Annotated in this window: 14 protein-coding genes; 6 read left to right on the forward strand and 8 right to left on the reverse strand. The window is 69.5% G+C overall.

Translation table 11 applies throughout. The features are described from left to right. Positions 1 to 79: 79 nt before the first annotated feature. Positions 80 to 1,504 (forward strand): type I glutamate--ammonia ligase, encoded by a 1,425-nt coding sequence (glnA, locus tag ACX80P_RS03775; protein WP_459276688.1) that lies wholly within the window; start codon positions 80 to 82, stop codon positions 1,502 to 1,504. Here glnA (ACX80P_RS03775) and ACX80P_RS03780 read toward each other — a convergent pair. Then, positions 1,501 to 1,695 (reverse strand): hypothetical protein, encoded by a 195-nt coding sequence (locus ACX80P_RS03780; RefSeq protein ID WP_459276793.1) that lies wholly within the window; start codon positions 1,693 to 1,695, stop codon positions 1,501 to 1,503. The two genes, glnA (ACX80P_RS03775) and ACX80P_RS03780, sit on opposite strands and share 4 nt — an antisense overlap. A 271-nt stretch (positions 1,696 to 1,966) precedes the next feature. On the opposite strand from ACX80P_RS03780, the gene ACX80P_RS03785 reads away from it, so the two are divergent. Next, complete coding sequence (locus ACX80P_RS03785) at positions 1,967 to 2,623, forward strand: HNH endonuclease family protein (RefSeq protein WP_459276689.1); 657 nt, start codon at positions 1,967 to 1,969, stop codon at positions 2,621 to 2,623. Between the two features lie 115 nt (positions 2,624 to 2,738). On the opposite strand, the gene ACX80P_RS03790 is transcribed toward ACX80P_RS03785, so the two are convergent. Both ACX80P_RS03790 and glnA (ACX80P_RS03795) read right to left on the reverse strand, forming a co-directional pair. After that, entirely contained in the window at positions 2,739 to 5,747 is a 3,009-nt protein-coding gene (locus ACX80P_RS03790) for a bifunctional [glutamine synthetase] adenylyltransferase/[glutamine synthetase]-adenylyl-L-tyrosine phosphorylase (RefSeq protein WP_459276690.1), read from the reverse strand. A 34-nt stretch (positions 5,748 to 5,781) separates the two neighbouring features. Further along, positions 5,782 to 7,122: a type I glutamate--ammonia ligase gene (gene glnA, locus ACX80P_RS03795; RefSeq protein WP_459276691.1), complete on the reverse strand. Its 1,341-nt coding sequence runs from the start codon at positions 7,120 to 7,122 to the stop codon at positions 5,782 to 5,784. 173 nt (positions 7,123 to 7,295) lie between these two features. Between glnA (ACX80P_RS03795) and panB the strand changes: the two genes are divergently transcribed. Beyond that, complete coding sequence (panB, locus tag ACX80P_RS03800; protein ID WP_459276692.1) at positions 7,296 to 8,177, forward strand: 3-methyl-2-oxobutanoate hydroxymethyltransferase; 882 nt, start codon at positions 7,296 to 7,298, stop codon at positions 8,175 to 8,177. Between the two features lie 15 nt (positions 8,178 to 8,192). Here the strand turns inward: panB and ACX80P_RS03805 are convergent, their stop codons facing one another. Beyond that, complete coding sequence (locus tag ACX80P_RS03805; RefSeq protein ID WP_459276693.1) at positions 8,193 to 8,357, reverse strand: SPOR domain-containing protein; 165 nt, start codon at positions 8,355 to 8,357, stop codon at positions 8,193 to 8,195. Between the two features lie 97 nt (positions 8,358 to 8,454). On the opposite strand from ACX80P_RS03805, the gene map reads away from it, so the two are divergent. Together map and ppgK are read left to right on the forward strand one after the other, a co-directional pair. Next, on the forward strand, positions 8,455 to 9,333 hold the full coding sequence (map, locus tag ACX80P_RS03810; RefSeq protein ID WP_459276694.1) for a type I methionyl aminopeptidase: 879 nt from the start codon (positions 8,455 to 8,457) through the stop codon (positions 9,331 to 9,333). A gap of 90 nt (positions 9,334 to 9,423) precedes the next feature. Then, positions 9,424 to 10,236 (forward strand): polyphosphate--glucose phosphotransferase, encoded by an 813-nt coding sequence (gene ppgK, locus ACX80P_RS03815; RefSeq protein ID WP_459276695.1) that lies wholly within the window; start codon positions 9,424 to 9,426, stop codon positions 10,234 to 10,236. A 159-nt stretch (positions 10,237 to 10,395) separates the two neighbouring features. Here the strand turns inward: ppgK and nrdR are convergent, their stop codons facing one another. The 3 genes from nrdR to ACX80P_RS03830 form a co-directional block, all read right to left on the reverse strand. After that, complete coding sequence (nrdR, locus tag ACX80P_RS03820; RefSeq protein ID WP_459276696.1) at positions 10,396 to 10,896, reverse strand: transcriptional regulator NrdR; 501 nt, start codon at positions 10,894 to 10,896, stop codon at positions 10,396 to 10,398. Between the two features lie 123 nt (positions 10,897 to 11,019). Then, the gene (gene hisD, locus ACX80P_RS03825; RefSeq protein ID WP_459276697.1) at positions 11,020 to 12,384 is read right to left on the reverse strand and encodes a histidinol dehydrogenase; all 1,365 of its coding nucleotides are present in this window, start codon (positions 12,382 to 12,384) and stop codon (positions 11,020 to 11,022) included. 66 nt (positions 12,385 to 12,450) lie between these two features. Then, positions 12,451 to 12,978, reverse strand: a complete 528-nt coding sequence (locus tag ACX80P_RS03830; RefSeq protein ID WP_459276698.1) for a hypothetical protein — start codon at positions 12,976 to 12,978, stop codon at positions 12,451 to 12,453. An 85-nt stretch (positions 12,979 to 13,063) separates the two neighbouring features. Between ACX80P_RS03830 and ACX80P_RS03835 the strand changes: the two genes are divergently transcribed. Next, positions 13,064 to 13,594: a flavin reductase family protein gene (locus tag ACX80P_RS03835; RefSeq protein ID WP_459276699.1), complete on the forward strand. Its 531-nt coding sequence runs from the start codon at positions 13,064 to 13,066 to the stop codon at positions 13,592 to 13,594. A gap of 35 nt (positions 13,595 to 13,629) precedes the next feature. Here ACX80P_RS03835 and dnaE read toward each other — a convergent pair whose 3' ends face one another. Then, a complete protein-coding gene (dnaE, locus tag ACX80P_RS03840) occupies positions 13,630 to 17,169 on the reverse strand; it encodes a DNA polymerase III subunit alpha (RefSeq protein ID WP_459276700.1) in 3,540 nt (1,179 codons plus the stop codon). Positions 17,170 to 17,178 lie beyond the last annotated feature (9 nt).

Here is a 17,178-nt window from a genome sequence, read left to right on the forward strand (position 1 = left end):
GTTCGTGACCTCCCGCCCGGTGAGAGGCACGCGCTGGCGTCCGGTCTTTCCCCCAGCCCTGTGATAGGAGCATGAATCGATGTTTAAGAATGCGGACGAGGTCCTCAAATTCATCGCCGACGAAGACATCAAGTTCGTCGATGTCCGGTTCACCGACCTGCCCGGCGTGCAGCAGCACTTCAACGTCCCCGCCAAGACGGTCGACGCCGACTTCTTCATCCACGGCCAGCTTTTCGACGGATCCTCGATCCGCGGCTTCCAGGGCATCGCCGAGTCGGACATGCAGCTCATCCCGGACGCGACGACGGCGTTCATCGACCCGTTCCGCACCGAGAAGACCCTCGCGCTGAACTTCTCCATCGTCAATCCGCGCACCGGCGACCCCTACCACCGCGATCCGCGCAGCGTCGCCGAACGGGCGGAGGCGTACCTGTCCTCCACGGGCATCGCGGACACGGCGTTCTTCGCCCCCGAAGCCGAGTTCTTCATCTTCGACAACGTGCAGTACGAGTCCTCCCCGCAGGGCAGCTTCTACAAGGTGGACTCGATCGAGGCGCCCTGGAACAGCGGCCGTGAGGAAGTCGGCGGCAACCTCGGCAACAAGACCCCCTTCAAGGGCGGCTATTTCCCGGTGTCCCCCGTCGACAAGCAGGCCGACCTCCGCGACGCGATCTGCGTCGAACTGGACAAGGCGGGCCTCGAGGTCGAGCGCTCCCACCACGAGGTCGGCGGCGCCGGCCAGGCCGAGATCAACTACAAGTTCACGACCATGACGCACGCTGCGGACGACCTGCAGAAGTTCAAGTACATCGTCAAGAACGTCTCCAACGCCTGGGGCAAGTCCGCCACGTTCATGCCGAAGCCCGTCTTCGGCGACAACGGCTCCGGCATGCACTGCCACCAGTCGCTGTGGAGCAACGGCGTGCCGCTGTTCTACGACGAGCGCGGCTACGCCGGCCTCTCGGACATGGCCCGCTGGTACATCGGCGGCCTGCTCAAGCACGCCTCGGCGGTCCTGGCGTTCACCAACCCGACGGTGAACTCCTACCGCCGCCTGGTCAAGGGCTTCGAAGCCCCGGTCAACATGGTCTACTCGCAGGGCAACCGCTCCGCCGGCATCCGCATCCCCATCACCGGGTCCAACCCGAAGGCCAAGCGCATCGAGTTCCGCGCGCCGGACCCGTCGTCGAACCCGTACCTCGCCTTCGCCGCGCAGCTCATGGCCGGCCTCGACGGGATCAAGAACCGCATCGAGCCCGCGGACCCCATCGACAAGGACCTCTACGAGCTCCCCGCCGAGGAGGCCAAGGACATCCAGAAGGCTCCCGGCTCGCTCGAGGAGGCTCTCCTGGCCCTCGAGGCGGACAACGAGTTCCTGCAGGCGGGCGACGTCTTCACGCAGGACCTGATCGACACGTGGATCCAGTACAAGCGCGAAATGGAGATCATGCCGCTCTCGCTGCGCCCGAACCCCTACGAGTTCGAGCTGTACTACGGCGTCTAGCGCGATCCCGCGGCTGACCGGGGTCCAGTCCGCAGAGAGTCCGCACGAGCAGCCGGAACTTCGGTGACGGCAGCCCGTGCGGACTCTTCTCTGTCCGGGAACATGTGCCCGGAGGTGTCCGGCGTCGTGTTCGCCGAGGCGTGACGCAGGCATCGCTGGACCACTCTCACGTCGAGGCCGGACGCGATCAGAAGCGAAGCGAGACAGTGCCTGAGGTCGTGGCGAACCGGAACCCCTCAGGGAGTCCTTCCACGACCCCCCTGGCGGCCCTGGCGTGCGCCTCGAGCGTGGCTCTCCTGCCGCCGGGTGGAATGTCTTCGTGGTTGTGGAAGGGTCGAGGGATGGAGCACCGGGCCTTCCTCAGGTTTCCCCGGCACTTACCTCAAGAAGCGCTGATGGGAGTTGCCGGGTGACAGACTACCCCTGGCGTCCATGGGGGACGCCCATCACTCTGGGGTACACATGAAAATCACATCGGGGCTCATCGCTGTCCTGACCGCCGGGCTCCTCTTCACCGGCATTGCCGCTCCGGCTGAAGCCGGCGTCACCTATACGACCAATCTCCGCGCCGCAGCACGCGCTCTGCCTGTCGCCATCGAGAACAACGTCGGCTACGACCGTTATCGCTATTTCGGTGATTGGAAGGACTTCGACGGGGACTGCCAGAACACCCGGGCCGAGGTCCTCGTCACCGAGACGAAGGCCGCACCGACCTACACCACGACCCGCCGATGCACCGTCGCGTCGGGTCGCTGGATCACCTCCTGGGACAACAAGATCCACACCTCCGCGTCCACTGTGCAGATCGACCACACCGTTCCCGTCGCCGAGGTCTGGGGGTCAGGGGGAAGGGCTTGGACGCAGGCTCGACGTGTCGCGTTCTTCAACGACATCGGGTATGCCGGCACCCTCAACGCCCAGACCACCCTGCTGAACCAGCAGAAGCAGGCCAAGGGGCCTGAGGACTGGCTGCCACCGCTCAACCGTTGCTCCTACGTCGCTCAGTGGGTCACGGTGAAAGCACGGTGGGGAATGACGGTCGATTCACGTGAGAAGGCAGCCCTGGTGCGTCTCGCTGATTCGTGCCCGGCAGCCAGCCTGACGATCACCAGATACTGAGTGAAGTCGACAGGGCGTCCGTCCTCCTCGGGGCGGGCGTTCTGTCATCGGCGGGAACCACCGTAGCCGCCAGGGAAAGAGCGCCCCGCCCGGGCCGGCAGGCATCCCACCCTCGCTAGTACCCGTAGAAGTGCCGCTCGAAGATGCTCCGGCTGCGCCTCGTCATGCGGAGGTAGTCCTCCTCCAGGTGGGACCCGCTGTCCGGGCCGTACCCGCACCACCGCGCCACCGCCTCGAGGTCGCGGCGCGAGGACGGTAGCAGGTCGGACCCACGGCCGCTCCAGATGACGTTGGCCCCACGGATCCGGGTCGCGAGGGTCCAGCCGCCGCGCAGCGTGGCGACGTCCTCCGCCGGAAGCAGGCCCTCCGCCTCGATGACGTCCAGGGCGGTGAGCGTCGACTGCACACGCAGGGCCGGGACCGCGTGCGCGTGCCGCAGCTGGAGCAGCTGCACGAGCCACTCGACGTCGCTGAGGGCCCCGCGCCCGAGCTTCAGGTGCCGCGAGGGGTCCGCCCCGCGCGGGAGGCGCTCCGCCTCGACACGCGCCTTGATGCGCCGGATCTCGCGGACATCGTTCTCGCCGAGCTCGCGGGGATACCGCACGGGCTCGATGAGATCGATGAATTCGGCGGCGAGGTCGTCGCTGCCCGCCAGGGGCCGCGCCCTCAGGAGCGCCTGCGCCTCCCAGACGAGCGACCAGCGGCGGTAGTACTCGCGGTAGGAGCCGATGGAACGCACCAGGGGACCCTGCTTGCCCTCGGGGCGGAGCGCCGCGTCGATCTCCAGCACGCGTTCGGCGAGCACCGGGGGCCTGCACGGCTGCGTGAGCAGTGCCGCCAGGCGCGCGACGATCGCCTCCGCCTGCTTCTGCGCGGCCGCCTCGTCCGCCCCGGGCAGCGGCCGGTGCACGTAGATGACGTCGGCGTCGGACCCGTAGGTGATCTCGCGGCCGCCCTGTCGTCCCATCGCCATCACGACCACATCGGTGAGCTGCTCCTCACGCGCGAACACCTGCTTCTCGGCGACGTGCAGGGCCCCGAGGACGGCCGCCCGGTCGGCGTCCGAGAGTGCCTCCCCCACCTCCGCCTGGGACAGGAGGTTCGCGCTGTCGGCGATGGCGACGCGCAGCAGTTCACGGCGCCGGATGAGCCGGATCAGGCGGATGGCCTCCTCGGGCTCCGGGTGGCGCGACATCTTCGACCGGATCTCCGTCCACTGGGCCTCGAAGGCCTCGGGGACGAGCGCGGCATCGGCGCCGAGCCACTGGGTCGACTCGGGCGACACCTCCAGCAGGTCGGTGATGAACCGGCTGCTCGACAGCACGGCGCACAGCCGCTCCGCCGCGGCACTGGAATCGCGCAGCATGCCGAGGTACCAGTGGCTCTCCCCGAGCGATTCGCTGAGGCGGCGGAACCCGAGGAGCCCTGCGTCCGGGTCCACGCCGTCGGCGAACCAGCCCAGCAGGATGGGCAGCAGCTGCCGCTGCAGCAGCGCCCGGCGCCGGAGCCCCCCGGTGAGCGCCTCGATGTGGCGCATGGCGCCGCGCGGATCCTGGTAGCCGAGCGCGGCGAGGCGCGCCTGCGCCGCCTCCGCGGTGAGCTGGACGTCCTCGGGCTGGAGCGTCGCCGCGTTGTTGAGCAGCGGGCGGTAGAAGATCGATTCGTGGAGCCGCCTGACGAGCCGCCGCGTGGACTGCCACTTGTCGTGGAGGCTCCGGGAACTCGGGCGCACCGTCACCATGCATCCCTCGGAGGACCGCGCCAGGGCGCGCAGCGCCGTCTCGTCCTCCGGCATGAGGTGGGTGCGGCGCATCTGCATGAGCTGGATCCGGTGCTCGAGGACCCGCAGGTAGCGGTAGGCGTCGTCGAGGTCCAGCGCGTCCGAGCGTCCCACGTACCCGCCGGCGCTGAGGGCGGCGATGGCGGTGACGGTGTCGCGCACCCGCAGCGACTCGTCGAGGCGCCCGTGGACGAGCTGCAGCAGCTGGACGGTGAACTCGACGTCGCGGAGGCCGCCGGGGCCGAGTTTGAGCTGGCGTGCCTCCTCGCCGCGCGCGATGTTGTCGGTGACGCGCCGGCGCATGGCCCGCACACCCTCGACGAAGCCCTCCCGCTGGCTCGACGCCCAGATGAGCGGGGCGACGGCTTCCTCGTATCGCCGGCCGAGGTCCGGGTCCCCCGCCGCGGCCCGGGCCTTCAGGAGCGCCTGGAACTCCCAGGTCTTCGCCCACCGCTCGTAATAGGAGACGTGCGATTCCAGCGTCCGCACGAGCTGGCCGTCCTTGCCCTCGGGCCGGAGGTTCGCGTCCACCTCCCACAGGGCGGGCTCCGGACCGGGCGAGTAGACACCCCTGGACATGCCCGACGCGAGCCCCGTCCCGATCCGGGTGAGCGTCGTGTCGTCGAGGTCCTCCCCCTCCACCACGTAGACGACGTCGACGTCGGAGATGTAGTTGAGCTCGCGCGCACCGCACTTGCCCATGGCGATCACGGCGAGCCGGACCCGGGCGACGACGTCGTGCCCGTACACCTCGCCCAGTTCCGTCCGCGCGACGGCGAGGGATGCCTCCAGGGCCGCCGCGGCGAGGTCCGCGAGTTCCCGCGCGACGACGGGGAGGTAGTCGACGGGCCTGCTGTGGCCGATGTCGCGGACGGCGAGATCGGTCAGGAGCCTCCGGTAGGCGACCCGGAGCAGGGTGTATGCGTCGACGCCGACGGCGCCGGCGACGGGATTGGCCGCGGCCGGGTCGGCGTCGACGGACCGGAGCAGTTCCGCCCGCAGGTCCTCGGGGGCGACCTCCGGGGGCGTGGCCGGTCGGGTCGTCACGACGTCGAGGTGCTCCGGATGGCGCATGAGGAACTCCCCGAGCGCCTCGGAGGCGCCGAGCAGCCGGAACAGGGGCCCGCGCCGGTCCCCGTCGGAGAACGCCGCCGTGACCCCCCGGCGGTCGGCGGCCAGGAGCCGCACGAAGGACTGCAGGGCCATGTCCGGGTTGGCGGCCAGGGCGAGGCCCGCGAAGAGGTCGTCGTCGTTGAGGCCCCGCAGCTCCGGCGCGTCGAGGAAGCGCCGACTCTTCTCGAGGTCCGTGAAGCCGTAACTGATCAGCTTTCGGTTAAGGCTCATGCCCCAACCCTAGCCATGTCCCCGGGTGCCGGCCCTACAGGATGTTCAGGTTCCGGCGCAGCTCCCAGGGGGTCACCTGGATCCGGTAGTCGTGCCACTCGGCTCGCTTGTTCCGCAGGAAGTTCTCGAAGACCTGCTCCCCCAGGATGTCCGCCACGAGCTCGGATTCCTCCATGACGCGGATGGCGTCGTGCAGGCTGGCGGGCAGCGGGTCATGCCCCATGGCGCGCCGTTCCGCGGCGGTCAGGCTCCAGACGTCGTCCTCGGCGGCCGGCGGCAGGTCGTAACCCTCCTCGATGCCCTTCAGGCCCGCTCCCAGGAGCACCGAGTAGGCGAGATAGGGATTGCTGGCCGAGTCGATGCCTCGGTACTCGATGCGTGCTGACTGGCCCTTGTTGGGCTTGTAGAGGGGCACACGGACCAGGGCGGAGCGGTTGTTGTGGCCCCAGGAGAGGTAGCTCGGCGCCTCGCCGCCACCCCAGAGCCGCTTGAAGGAGTTGACGAACTGGTTGGTCACGGCGGTGAACTCGGGCGCGTGGCGGAGGATGCCGGCGATGAACTGGCGTGCGGTCTTCGACAGCTGGAACTCGGCCCCGGCCTCGTAGAAGGCGTTCGTGTCGCCCTCGAAGAGCGAGAAGTGGGTGTGCATCCCGGATCCGGGATGCTCCGAGAAGGGCTTCGGCATGAAGGTCGCGTAGCTGCCGGAGGTCAGGGCGACCTCCTTGATGATGGTGCGGAACGTCATGATGTTGTCGGCGGTCTGCAGTGCGTCGGCGTACCGCAGGTCGATCTCGTTCTGGCCGGGGCCCGCCTCGTGGTGGCTGAACTCGACGGAGATACCCACGGACTCGAGCATCGCCACCGCCGTCCGCCGGAAATCCTGGGCCACGCCGCCCGGCACGTGGTCGAAGTAGCCGGCCTGGTCCACCGGCACCGGCTGGCCGTCCGCGCCGGGTTCCGCGGACTTCAGCAGGTAGAACTCGATCTCGGGGTGCGTGTAGCAGGTGAACCCCATGTCCGCGGCCTTCGCGAGGGTCTTCTTGAGGACCCCGCGCGGGTCGGCGGTGGACGGCTGGCCGTCCGGGGTGAGGATGTCGCAGAACATCCGGGACGTCTGCTCCTTCTCGCCGCGCCAGGGCAGGATCTGGAACGTGGACGGGTCCGGCTGGGCGAGCATGTCCGACTCGTACACCCGCGCGAGCCCCTCGATGGAGGAGCCGTCGAACCCGAGGCCCTCCTCGAACGCGCCCTCCACCTCCGCCGGGGCGAGGGCCACCGACTTCAGGGAGCCGACGACGTCGGTGAACCAGAGCCGCACATACCGCACGTCCCGCTCCTCGATGGTGCGCAGTACGAACTCCTGCTGCCGGTCCATGACAACCTCATTCCTCGAATCGATGCCCGGGCCGCCCGGTCGGGGCGGCAGGCGGTCCCTGCCCGACGTCGTGCAGGTGCTCCGGCGCCAGGGTCCCATCGGGCACGCCTGCACCGCCGTCCTCACTCTACTGATCCGCGGGACGGCGCGGCGCCGTCCGATAGTCTCGTGTCATGACTTCCGCCGAATTGCCCGCCCCCTACGGAGCGGGAGCAGGCACGACGCCGACCCCGCCGACCGGCGCCCCGACCGGCCCGGGATCCGGTCGCATCCGCATCCATCACCTGCAGCAGGCGAAGGAGAACGGCACGCGCTTCGCGATGCTGACGGCGTACGACCAGTACGCGGCCCAGGTGTTCGACGAGGCGGGCATCGAGGTCCTCCTCATCGGCGATTCGGCGGCCAACAACGTCCTCGGGCACGCCACGACGCTGCCCATCACGCTCGACGAGATGATCCTGTTCAGCCGCGCGGTGAGCACGGCGGCGCGGCGGGCGCTCGTCGTCGCCGACCTGCCCTTCGGCAGCTACGAGGTCTCGCCCCAGCAGGCTGTCGAGTCCTCCGTCCGCCTCCTGAAGGAGGGCCTCGTGCACGCCGTGAAGATGGAGGGCGGCGCCGAGTACGCGGAGACGGTCCGGGCGCTCGTACGCGCCGGCATCCCCGTGATGGCGCACATCGGGTTCACGCCGCAGAGCGAACACGCCCTCGGCGGGTACCGGGTGCAGGGGCGCGGGGATGCGTCGCAGCGCGTCGTCGACGACGCCGTCGCCCTGGCCGACGCAGGCGCGTTCTGCGTGCTGATGGAGATGGTGCCCAGCGACACGGCGGAGGCCGTCGACGCCGCAGTGCGCGTCCCGACGATCGGTATCGGCGCCGGACCGGGTACCACCGGCCAGGTACTGGTCTGGCAGGACATGGCGGGGCTGCGCGGTGGCCGGCAGGCGAAGTTCGTCAAGCAGTACGCGGACGTCCGGTCGGTCCTCACGAACGCAGCGCGCGCCTACGCGGACGAGGTCCGGTCCGGCGCGTTCCCCGGCCCCGAGCACTCCTTCTAGGCGGCAGGACGGTACCTACGCGTCGTCGTCCCGGTCCCAGGCATCGTTGCGCTGCTGCACCTTCTCGAGGGCCTTCTCGGCCTCCGCCCGGGTCGCGTACGGGCCGATGAGCTGGGACCAGTCGGACTGCCGGTCCTCTTCGACCTCGTGCGTGCGCACGTTGAACCAGTACTCCGTCATGTCGACCTCCTGCATCCGGACGCGGACCGTGTCATCCGCCGATCGGCCCGGCGGCCCCTGTGGGCCACCCGCCAGCACCCACTATAGGATCTAGGGTATGCCCCAGACTTCCGCCACCGCGCCCCTTGGGACCCTGACACCCGGCACCATCTCCCCCCAGCGTCCCGTCCCGCCGGGCATCGCGCGCCCCGAGTACGTGGGCCGCACCGCGCCCGCGCCGTTCACGGGATCCGAGGTGAAGACGCCGGAGACCATCGAGAAGATCCGCGTGGCCGGGAGGATCGCCGCACAGGCCATCGTCGAGGTCGGCAACCATGCCAGACCCGGGGTGACGACCGACGAACTCGACCGCATCGGCCACGAGTTCCTGCTCGATCACGGCGCCTACCCCTCGACCCTCGGGTACCGGGGGTTCCCGAAGTCGCTGTGCTCGTCGCTCAACGAGGTCATCTGCCACGGCATCCCCGACACCACGGTCATCGAGGACGGCGACATCCTCAACATCGACATCACGGCCTACAAGGACGGGGTGCACGGGGACACCAACCACACGTTCTGCATCGGGGACGTCGACGAGGAATCACGCCTGCTCGTCGAACGCACGCAGGAATCCCTCAACCGTGCCATCCGCGCGGTCGCGCCGGGACGCGAGATCAATGTCATCGGGCGGACCATCGAGTCCTACGCGAAGCGCTTCGGTTATGGTGTTGTCCGTGACTTCACCGGGCACGGCGTCGGGGAGGCGTTCCACACGGGTCTGATCATCCCGCACTACGACGCCGCCCCCGCCTACAACCGGGTGATCGAGCCGGGGATGGTCTTCACGATCGAACCGATGCTCACGCTCGGGACCGTCGACTGGACCATGTGGGCGGACGACTGGACCGTCGTCACCAAGGACCGGAAGAGGACGGCGCAGTTCGAGCACACCCTGCTGGTCACGGACCGCGGCGCGGAGATCCTGACCCTGCCCTAGCACGACGCCGGCGCACCACCCCGTACGCTGCACCACGACCACCTGCGGCACGCGCTGCACCCTGCCCGACCCACCCGTCAAGGAAGAATCATGGCCAAGGACATCGACAAGAAGAAATCGAAGAAGCTCCCCGCCGCCGTCATCGGCGTGGACATCGGCGGCACAGGCATCAAGGGCGGCATCGTCGACCTCGAGAAGGGCGTGATCATCGGTGAACGCTACCGGATCCCGACGCCGAAGCCGTCGACGCCCGAAGCCGTCGCCGAGGTGGTCGCCCAGATCGTCGCCGAGCTCTCCTCCCGCCCCGAGGGCCCGCCGGCCGACGTGCCGGTCGGCGTCACCTTTCCCGCCATCATCCAGCACGGCATCGCCCGGTCCGCGGCGAATGTGGACAAGAGCTGGGTCGACACCGACGTCGACGGCCTGTTCACCAAGGTCCTCGGCCGTAGCGTCCACGTGATCAACGACGCCGACGCCGCCGGCCTCGCCGAGGTCCGCTACGGTGCGGGCAAGGGCCGGCTGGGCACGGTCCTCGTGATCACCCTGGGCACCGGCATCGGCTCGGCCTTCATCTTCGACGGCAAGCTCGTGCCGAACGCCGAGCTCGGCCACCTCGAGATCGACGGGCACGACGCCGAGTCGAAGGCCTCCGCCGTCGCCCGCGAGCGGGACGGCATCGACTGGGACGAGTACGCCGTCCGACTCCAGCGCTACTTCTCGCACGTGGAGTTCCTCTTCTCCCCCGAACTGTTCATCGTGGGCGGCGGGATCTCGAAGCGGAGCAGCGAGTACCTGCCGTCGCTGAAGCTCCGCACCCCGATCCTCCCGGCGCAGCTGAAGAACCATGCGGGGATCGTCGGCGGGGCCCTGCAGGCTGCGCTGCTCGCCAACGCGAAGGACTGACCACCCGAGACCGGCATGCGAAGGAAGCCCGGTACGGATCGACTCCGTACCGGGCTTCCCTGTGTCTGCGGATGTCCCTGCTCCGCGCTGCGGTCGGGACGTGGAACCGGTGGTGGCGTCGGCTTCCCCTCCGCAGCCACCACCGGGGTCTGTAGGGCGCTAGTGCGCCGTCAACGGCCTCTGCATCCCGGTGGGGACGCGCTGCTCGTTGTCCTTGCCCTGCTGCCGCAGGGTGCCGATGGCCTCCTCGAAGTCCTCGAGGGACTCGAAGCCCTGGTACACGCTGGCGAACCGCAGGTAGGCGATCTGGTCGAGCTTCCGCAGCGGTCCGAGGATGGCGAGCCCCACCTCGTGCGCGTCGATCTCCGCGACGCCGCTGGCCCGGACGTTCTCCTCGACCTCCTGCGCGAGCAGGGCGAGGTCGTCCTCGGTGACCGGCCGGCCCTGGCAGGCCTTGCGGACGCCGTTGATGATCTTGGACCGGCTGAACGGTTCCCCCGCCCCGGAGCGCTTGATCACGCTGAGGCTGGTGGTCTCCACCGTGCTGAAGCGGCGGCCGCACTGGGGGCACTGGCGGCGGCGGCGGATGGCCGATCCGTCGTCCCCGAGGCGGCTGTCGACCACGCGCGAATCCGGGTTGCGGCAGTACGGACAGTACATGGCTCCCCTCCCGCTCCGTGGGCCGTTCCATCAACGTGCCGTGCCCAGTCTAGAACTACATGTAGTGAAACAACAACACTGTAATTACCAGATGTAGTGGCTCCGGCAGGGCGGAGCGGCGGATCAGGACGCGTCGGCGCGGAAGCGCGCGGCGACGGCCTCACCGTGCGCGGGGAGGTTCTCCGCCTCCGCGAGGGAGAGGATCGGGGACGCGACCTCCCGCAGCGCCTCGCGGTCGTAGTGCACGAGCTGGACCGCGCGCAGGAACGTCGTCACGTTGAGCCCGGACGCGAAGGCCGCCGTCCCGCCGGTGGGCAGCACGTGGTTGGAGCCCGCGCAGTAGTCCCCCAGGCTGACGGGGCTGTACGCGCCGATGAAGACCGCGCCCGCATTGCGGATGCGGGCGGCCACTGCGGCAGCGTCGGCGGTCTGGATCTCGAGGTGCTCGGCCGCGTACGCATCGCACACGGCGATCCCGTGCTCGATGTCGTCGACCAGGATCACGCCGGACTGCGGCCCGGACAGCGCGGTCCGCACACGCTCGGCGTGCCGCGTCCGGGCGGCGCGGACCTCGAGCGCAGCGACGACGGCGGCAGCGAGCTCCTCGGAGTCCGTCACCAGGACGGACGCGGCTTGCGGGTCGTGTTCCGCCTGGCTCACGAGGTCGGCGGCGACGAGGTCGGGGTCGGCGGCGGCGTCGGCGAGGACGGCGATCTCCGTCGTGCCGGCCTCCGAATCGATGCCGACCCGGCCGCGGACCAGGCGCTTGGCCGTCGCCACGAACACGTTGCCGGGACCGGTGACGACGTCCACCGGGTCGATGTCCCGGCCCTGCCCCGCATCGTCCCGGATCCCGTAGGCGAGGGCGGCGACGGCCTGGGCACCGCCCATCGCGTACACCTCGGTGACGCCGAGCATGGCGGAGGCGGCGAGGATCACGGGGTGCGGCCACCCGCCGAACTCCTTCTGCGGGGGCGAGGCGAGGGCGATCGATCCGACGCCCGCGGCCTGGGCGGGCACCACGTTCATGACCACGGAGGACGGGTAGACGGCGAGCCCGCCGGGCACGTAGAGGCCCACGCGGTCCACGGGGATCCACTTGTGCGTCAGGTGCGCGCCGGGCGCCACCTGCAGCTCGACGTCGTCGGGGACCTGCGCCCGGGCGAAGAGGCGCGCGCGCCGGATGGCTTCCTCGAGCGCGGCCCGGACGCCGTCGTCGAGCCCGGCGAGGGCGGCGGCGATGACCTCCGCCGGGACCCGCGGGTGCTCCTGCTCGACGCCGTCGAAACGCAGGGCGAGGTCGCGGAGGGCCTCGGTGCCGCGGCCGCGGACATCGTCGATGATGGCCTGCACGGCCTCCTCGGAGGACCGGGCGTTCACGGCGGCGCGCGGCATCTGGCTCTTCAGATCACCCGGGGACAGCGTCCGGCCGCGCAGGTCGATGGTGCGGAAGCCGACGGTCGGGGAGGTGCTGGAGGGTGGATTCACCCTGCGAGTCTATCGGGAGCGCCGGTCCCCGCGGGTCGGTCAGCGGGACGCCGGGGAGGTTAGCGGTCAGGTCCGGCGCCGGGCGAGGCCGATGAGGGCCGTGGCGAAGACGATGACGGCGGCGACCGCGGGCCAGATCGCCAGCGCGCCGTAGGAGTGCAGCAGGAAGTCGGAGCCGGGCAGCCCGTCCCGCCCGTGCGGTCCCAGCAGGAGGGCGAGGCCCTCCCCGACGCCTACGGCCAGGAGGGAGCCGAGGGCCGACCCCCCGACGGCGGCTCCGATGCGCGCCACGGCGGCAGGCCGCGCCAGGCGCAGGGCGACGACGGCGCCGACGGCGATGCCGGCGACGAGTTCGAGGCCCGCGAGGGTGAGGTCCCGGAGGAGCCACTGGTCGGCGGAGGACGGATCGCCGAACAGCCGGCCCGTGGGAGCGAGGAGCCACCACGCGGCACCCACGAGGCCACCCAGCAGGATCGTGGACCCGAGCCACCAGAAGACCCCCGCCGGCGGAACCGATCGCCGGTCCTCGGCCACGGAGTAGACAGGAGGCGGGTAGTTGCTCGGTCCGGTGTCCGGCTCCTGGCTGGCGCGCATGACTTCTACATTAACAAACCGGACGGCCGCCGGCGCAGCCGCCTAGGGTTGGGGTGTCCACCGCCGAGAGCCCAGGAGGAACCACATGAGCAACCCCGGCAGTGCAGCACCCGTCCGGACCGCGCCCGCCGACGGGCACGCGGAGTCCTTCCGCGAGGTCTTCCGCCGCCACGCCGCAGGAGTGGCCATCCTCACCGCCACCTACGAGGGCGTCCCCTACGGCTTCACCGCCACCTCGGTGGCCTCGCTGTCCGCCGACCCGCCGCGGTTCTCGTTCAACATGGCGCGGTCCTCGTCCTCCTGGCCGGCGGTCGCGAACACGAACTTCGTGGGCGTTCACATGCTCAGCACCGAGAACGAGGGCCTGGCGAACCGTTTCGCGCGCACCAAGGACCGGTTCACGGGCGATCACTGGGAGCCCGGGCCCGAGGGCGTCCCGATCCTCCGGGACGTCGCGGGCTGGCTCGTGGGGCGCATCAGCATGCGCCTGTCCTTCGAGAACAACGCCGTGGTCGTCGCCGAGGTGGTCGCCGGGAGCATCGGGCCCGACGGCGCTCCGCTGCTGTACCACGGCGGCAGCTACGGCACGCACACGGCCACGGACTACGTCATCTGACGCGGTCCGCGGGAGGCACCGCCGGGGCCGGCCGGTCAGGCGTCGAGGCAGGCCGGCCCGAGCAGGACCTTGAGGTCCCCGAAGAGGCCGGGCGTCGGGTTGACCCGCAGGTCCACGCCGAGCTTCATGACCTCGACCTTCCGTGACCCGTTGAGCCGGATCAGCACCTCGCTGGTCCCGGGGTGGGTCCTCAGCACGTCCCCGAGCGCCGTGACCGCGGTCTCGGTCGCCTTGTGCTGCAGCATGGAGATCACCACGGGCCCCGAGTGTCCCTCGCTGAGGTCCGGGACCGTCAGCTCCTGGGCGTTGAGCATGACCGCGCCGTCGTCCCGGCGCTGGAGGCGTCCCCGCACGACGACGATGAGGTCCTCCGCGAGGACCGCCGAGATGGGGCCGTACACCTGGCCGAAGAACATGACCTCCATGGAACCCGCCAGGTCCTCGACCTCGGCCCGCGCGTAGGCGTTGCCACTGTTCTTCGCGATGCGGCGCTGGAGGGAGGTGATCATCCCGGCGATGGTGACGATCGCGCCGTCCGCCGGTCCCTCCTCGCTGATGATGGAGGGGATCGAGGAGTCGGCGTGCTGGCTGAGGATACCCTCGAGTCCCTGCAGGGGGTGGTCCGAGACGTAGAGGCCGAGCATGTCGCGCTCGAAGGACAGCTTGTCCTTCTTGTCCCACTCGGGCAGGTCCGGCACCTCGACGGACAGTCCGCCCACGGAGCCGCCGGCGTCGTCGAACGCGCTGAAGAGGTCGAACTGGTTCGCCGCCTCGTTGCGCTTGAGGACGATCACGGAATCCACGGCCTCCTCGTGGATCATCGCCAGGGCGCGGCGCGGGTGCCGGAGGGAGTCGAAGGCGCCGGCCTTGATGAGGGACTCGATCGTGCGCTTGTTGCAGACGACCGCGGGTACCTTCTGCAGGAAGTCGCTGAAGGACGTGAACGCGCCCCTCTCCTCCCGCGCCCCCACCATCGCGCCGACGACGTTCGAGCCGACGTTGCGGATGGCGCCCATGCCGAAGCGGATGTCCTTCCCGACCGGGGTGAAGTTCACGCTCGACTCGTTGACGTCCGGCGGCAGGACGGTGATGCCCATGCGGCGGCACTCGTTGAGGTAGATCGCCAGCTTGTCCTTGTCGTCGCCGACACTCGTGAGCAGGGCGGCCATGTACTCGGCCGGGTAGTGCGCCTTGAGGTACGCCGTCCAGTAGGACACGAGCCCGTACGCCGCGGTGTGCGCCTTGTTGAACGCGTAGTCGGAGAAGGATTCGAGGACGGTCCACAGCTTGTCCATCGCCGCCTGGGAGTAGCCGTTGGCCTTCATGCCCGCGAAGAAGTCGGCCTGCTGCTTGTCCAGCTCCGACTTCTTCTTCTTGCCCATCGCACGGCGGAGCATGTCCGCCTGGCCGAGCGTGAAGTTCGCCAGCTTCTGGGCGGCGCTCATCACCTGCTCCTGGTACACGATGAGGCCGTACGTACCGCCGAGGATCTCCTCGAGCGGCCCTTCGAGCTCGGGGTGGATCGGCTCGATGTCCTGCAGGCCGTTCTTGCGCAGGGCGTAGTTCGTGTGGGAGTTGACGCCCATCGGACCGGGCCGGTACAGGGCCAGGACGGCGGAGATGTCCTCGAAGTTGTCGGGGCGCATGAGCTTCAGCAGCGACCGCATGGGCCCGCCGTCGAGCTGGAACACGCCGAGGGTGTCGCCGCGGGCCAGGAGCTCGTAGGACGCCTTGTCGTCGAGCTCGAGTTCCTCGAGGACGAGGTCGGTGTCCTTGTTCGCCTTGATGTTCTCGACGGCGTCCGAGATGATCGTCAGGTTCCTCAGGCCGAGGAAGTCCATCTTGATCAGTCCGAGCCCCTCGCACGTCGGGTAGTCGAACTGCGTGATGATCTGGCCGTCCTGCTCACGGCGCATGATCGGGATGATGTCGATCAGCGGGTCGGAGGACATGATGACGCCGGCGGCGTGCACGCCCCACTGGCGCTTCAGCCCCTCGAGGCCGAGGGCCGTCTCGAAGACCTTCTCGGAGTCGGCGTCGGTCTTCAGGAGCTCCCTCAGCTCCTCGGCCTCCGAGTAGCGCTTGGCGTCCTTGTTGTGCACGTCGGCCAGGGCGAGGCCCTTGCCCATGACGTCCGGCGGCATGGCCTTGGTGAGCCGCTCCCCCGTGGAGAACGGGTACCCCATGACGCGGGACGAGTCCTTCAGCGCCTGCTTGGCCTTGATGGTGCCGTACGTGACGATCATCGCCACGCGTTCGTCGCCGTACTTCTCGGTCACGTACCGGATGACCTCGGAGCGGCGCCGGTCATCGAAGTCGACGTCGAAGTCGGGCATGGAGACGCGCTCGGGATTGAGGAAGCGCTCGAAGATGAGGCCGTGCTTGAGGGGGTCGAGGTCGGTGATGCGCATCGCGTACGCCACCATGGAGCCGGCGCCCGAGCCGCGGCCGGGCCCCACCCGGATCCCGTTGTCCTTGGCCCAGTTGATGAAGTCGGCGACGACGAGGAAGTAGCCGGGGAAGCCCATCTGGGTGATGACGCCGACCTCGAACTCGGCCTGCTTCCGGACGTCGTCGGGCACGCCCGCCGGGTAGCGGTACTGGAGGCCGGTCTCGACCTCCTTGACGAACCAGGACTGCTCGTTCTCGCCCTCCGGCACGGGGAACCGGGGCATGTAGTTGGCCTTGGTGTTGAATTCGACCTCGCACCGCTCGGCGATGAGCAGCGTGTTGTCGCAGGCCTCGGGGTAGTCGCGGAAGATCGCGCGCATCTCGGCCGGCGACTTCAGGTAGAACTCGTCGGCGTCGAACTTGAAGCGCTTCGGGTCGGCGAGCGTGGACCCGGACTGGACGCACAGCAGGGCGGCGTGGGCCTTGGAGTCCTCGGCGTGGGTGTAGTGGAGGTCGTTGGTGGCCACGAGGGGCAGCCCGAGCTCCTTCGCGAGCCGGATCAGGTCCGCCTTGACGTTGCGCTCGATGTCGAGCCCGTGGTCCATCAGCTCGCAGAAGTAGTTCTCGGCCCCGAAGATGTCGCGGAAGTCCGACGCCGCCTGCCGTGCCTCGTCGTACAGGCCGAGGCGGAGCTTCGTCTGGACCTCGCCGGACGGGCAGCCCGTCGTCGCGATGAGGCCCTTCCCGTAGGTCTGGAGGAGGTCGCGGTCCATGCGGGGCTTGTAGAGGTAGCCCTCGAGGGAGGCGAGCGAGGACATCCGGAACAGGTTGTGCATGCCCTCGGTGGTCTCGGACCACAGGGTCATGTGGGTGTACGCGCCGGCACCGGAGACGTCGTCGCGCCCGCCGCCGCCCCACTGCACGCGGGTGCGGTCGTTCCGGGCGGTCCCCGGGGTGAGGTAGGCCTCCACGCCGATGATCGGCTTGATGCCCGCGCTGGTGGCCTTGCTCCAGAAGTCGAAGGCCCCGAACACGAACCCGTGGTCCGTGGTGGCGAGAGCCTTCATCCCGAGTTCCTCGGTGTGGCTGAAGAGGTCCGTCAGCCGGGCCGCGCCGTCGAGCATCGAGTACTCGGTGTGGTTGTGGAGATGGACGAACGAATCGGTCGATGCAGGAGTAGCCACCCCCCGAGT

The organism is Arthrobacter arabinosi, from assembly GCF_054511115.1.

Bases quoted from the DNA above. Each gene is read 5' to 3' on its own strand.
- ACX80P_RS03835 (WP_459276699.1), top strand. From the start codon at position 13,064: ATGAGCAACCCCGGCAGTGCAGCACCCGTCCGGACCGCGCCCGCCGAC.
- map (WP_459276694.1), top strand. From the start codon at position 8,455: ATGCCCCAGACTTCCGCCACCGCGCCCCTTGGGACCCTGACACCCGGC.
- ACX80P_RS03785 (WP_459276689.1), top strand. From the start codon at position 1,967: ATGAAAATCACATCGGGGCTCATCGCTGTCCTGACCGCCGGGCTCCTC.
- glnA (WP_459276691.1), bottom strand. From the start codon at position 7,122: ATGGACCGGCAGCAGGAGTTCGTACTGCGCACCATCGAGGAGCGGGAC.
- panB (WP_459276692.1), top strand. From the start codon at position 7,296: ATGACTTCCGCCGAATTGCCCGCCCCCTACGGAGCGGGAGCAGGCACG.
- nrdR (WP_459276696.1), bottom strand. From the start codon at position 10,896: ATGTACTGTCCGTACTGCCGCAACCCGGATTCGCGCGTGGTCGACAGC.
- ppgK (WP_459276695.1), top strand. From the start codon at position 9,424: ATGGCCAAGGACATCGACAAGAAGAAATCGAAGAAGCTCCCCGCCGCC.
- ACX80P_RS03830 (WP_459276698.1), bottom strand. From the start codon at position 12,978: ATGCGCGCCAGCCAGGAGCCGGACACCGGACCGAGCAACTACCCGCCT.
- glnA (WP_459276688.1), top strand. From the start codon at position 80: ATGTTTAAGAATGCGGACGAGGTCCTCAAATTCATCGCCGACGAAGAC.
- ACX80P_RS03805 (WP_459276693.1), bottom strand. From the start codon at position 8,357: ATGACGGAGTACTGGTTCAACGTGCGCACGCACGAGGTCGAAGAGGAC.
- ACX80P_RS03790 (WP_459276690.1), bottom strand. From the start codon at position 5,747: ATGAGCCTTAACCGAAAGCTGATCAGTTACGGCTTCACGGACCTCGAG.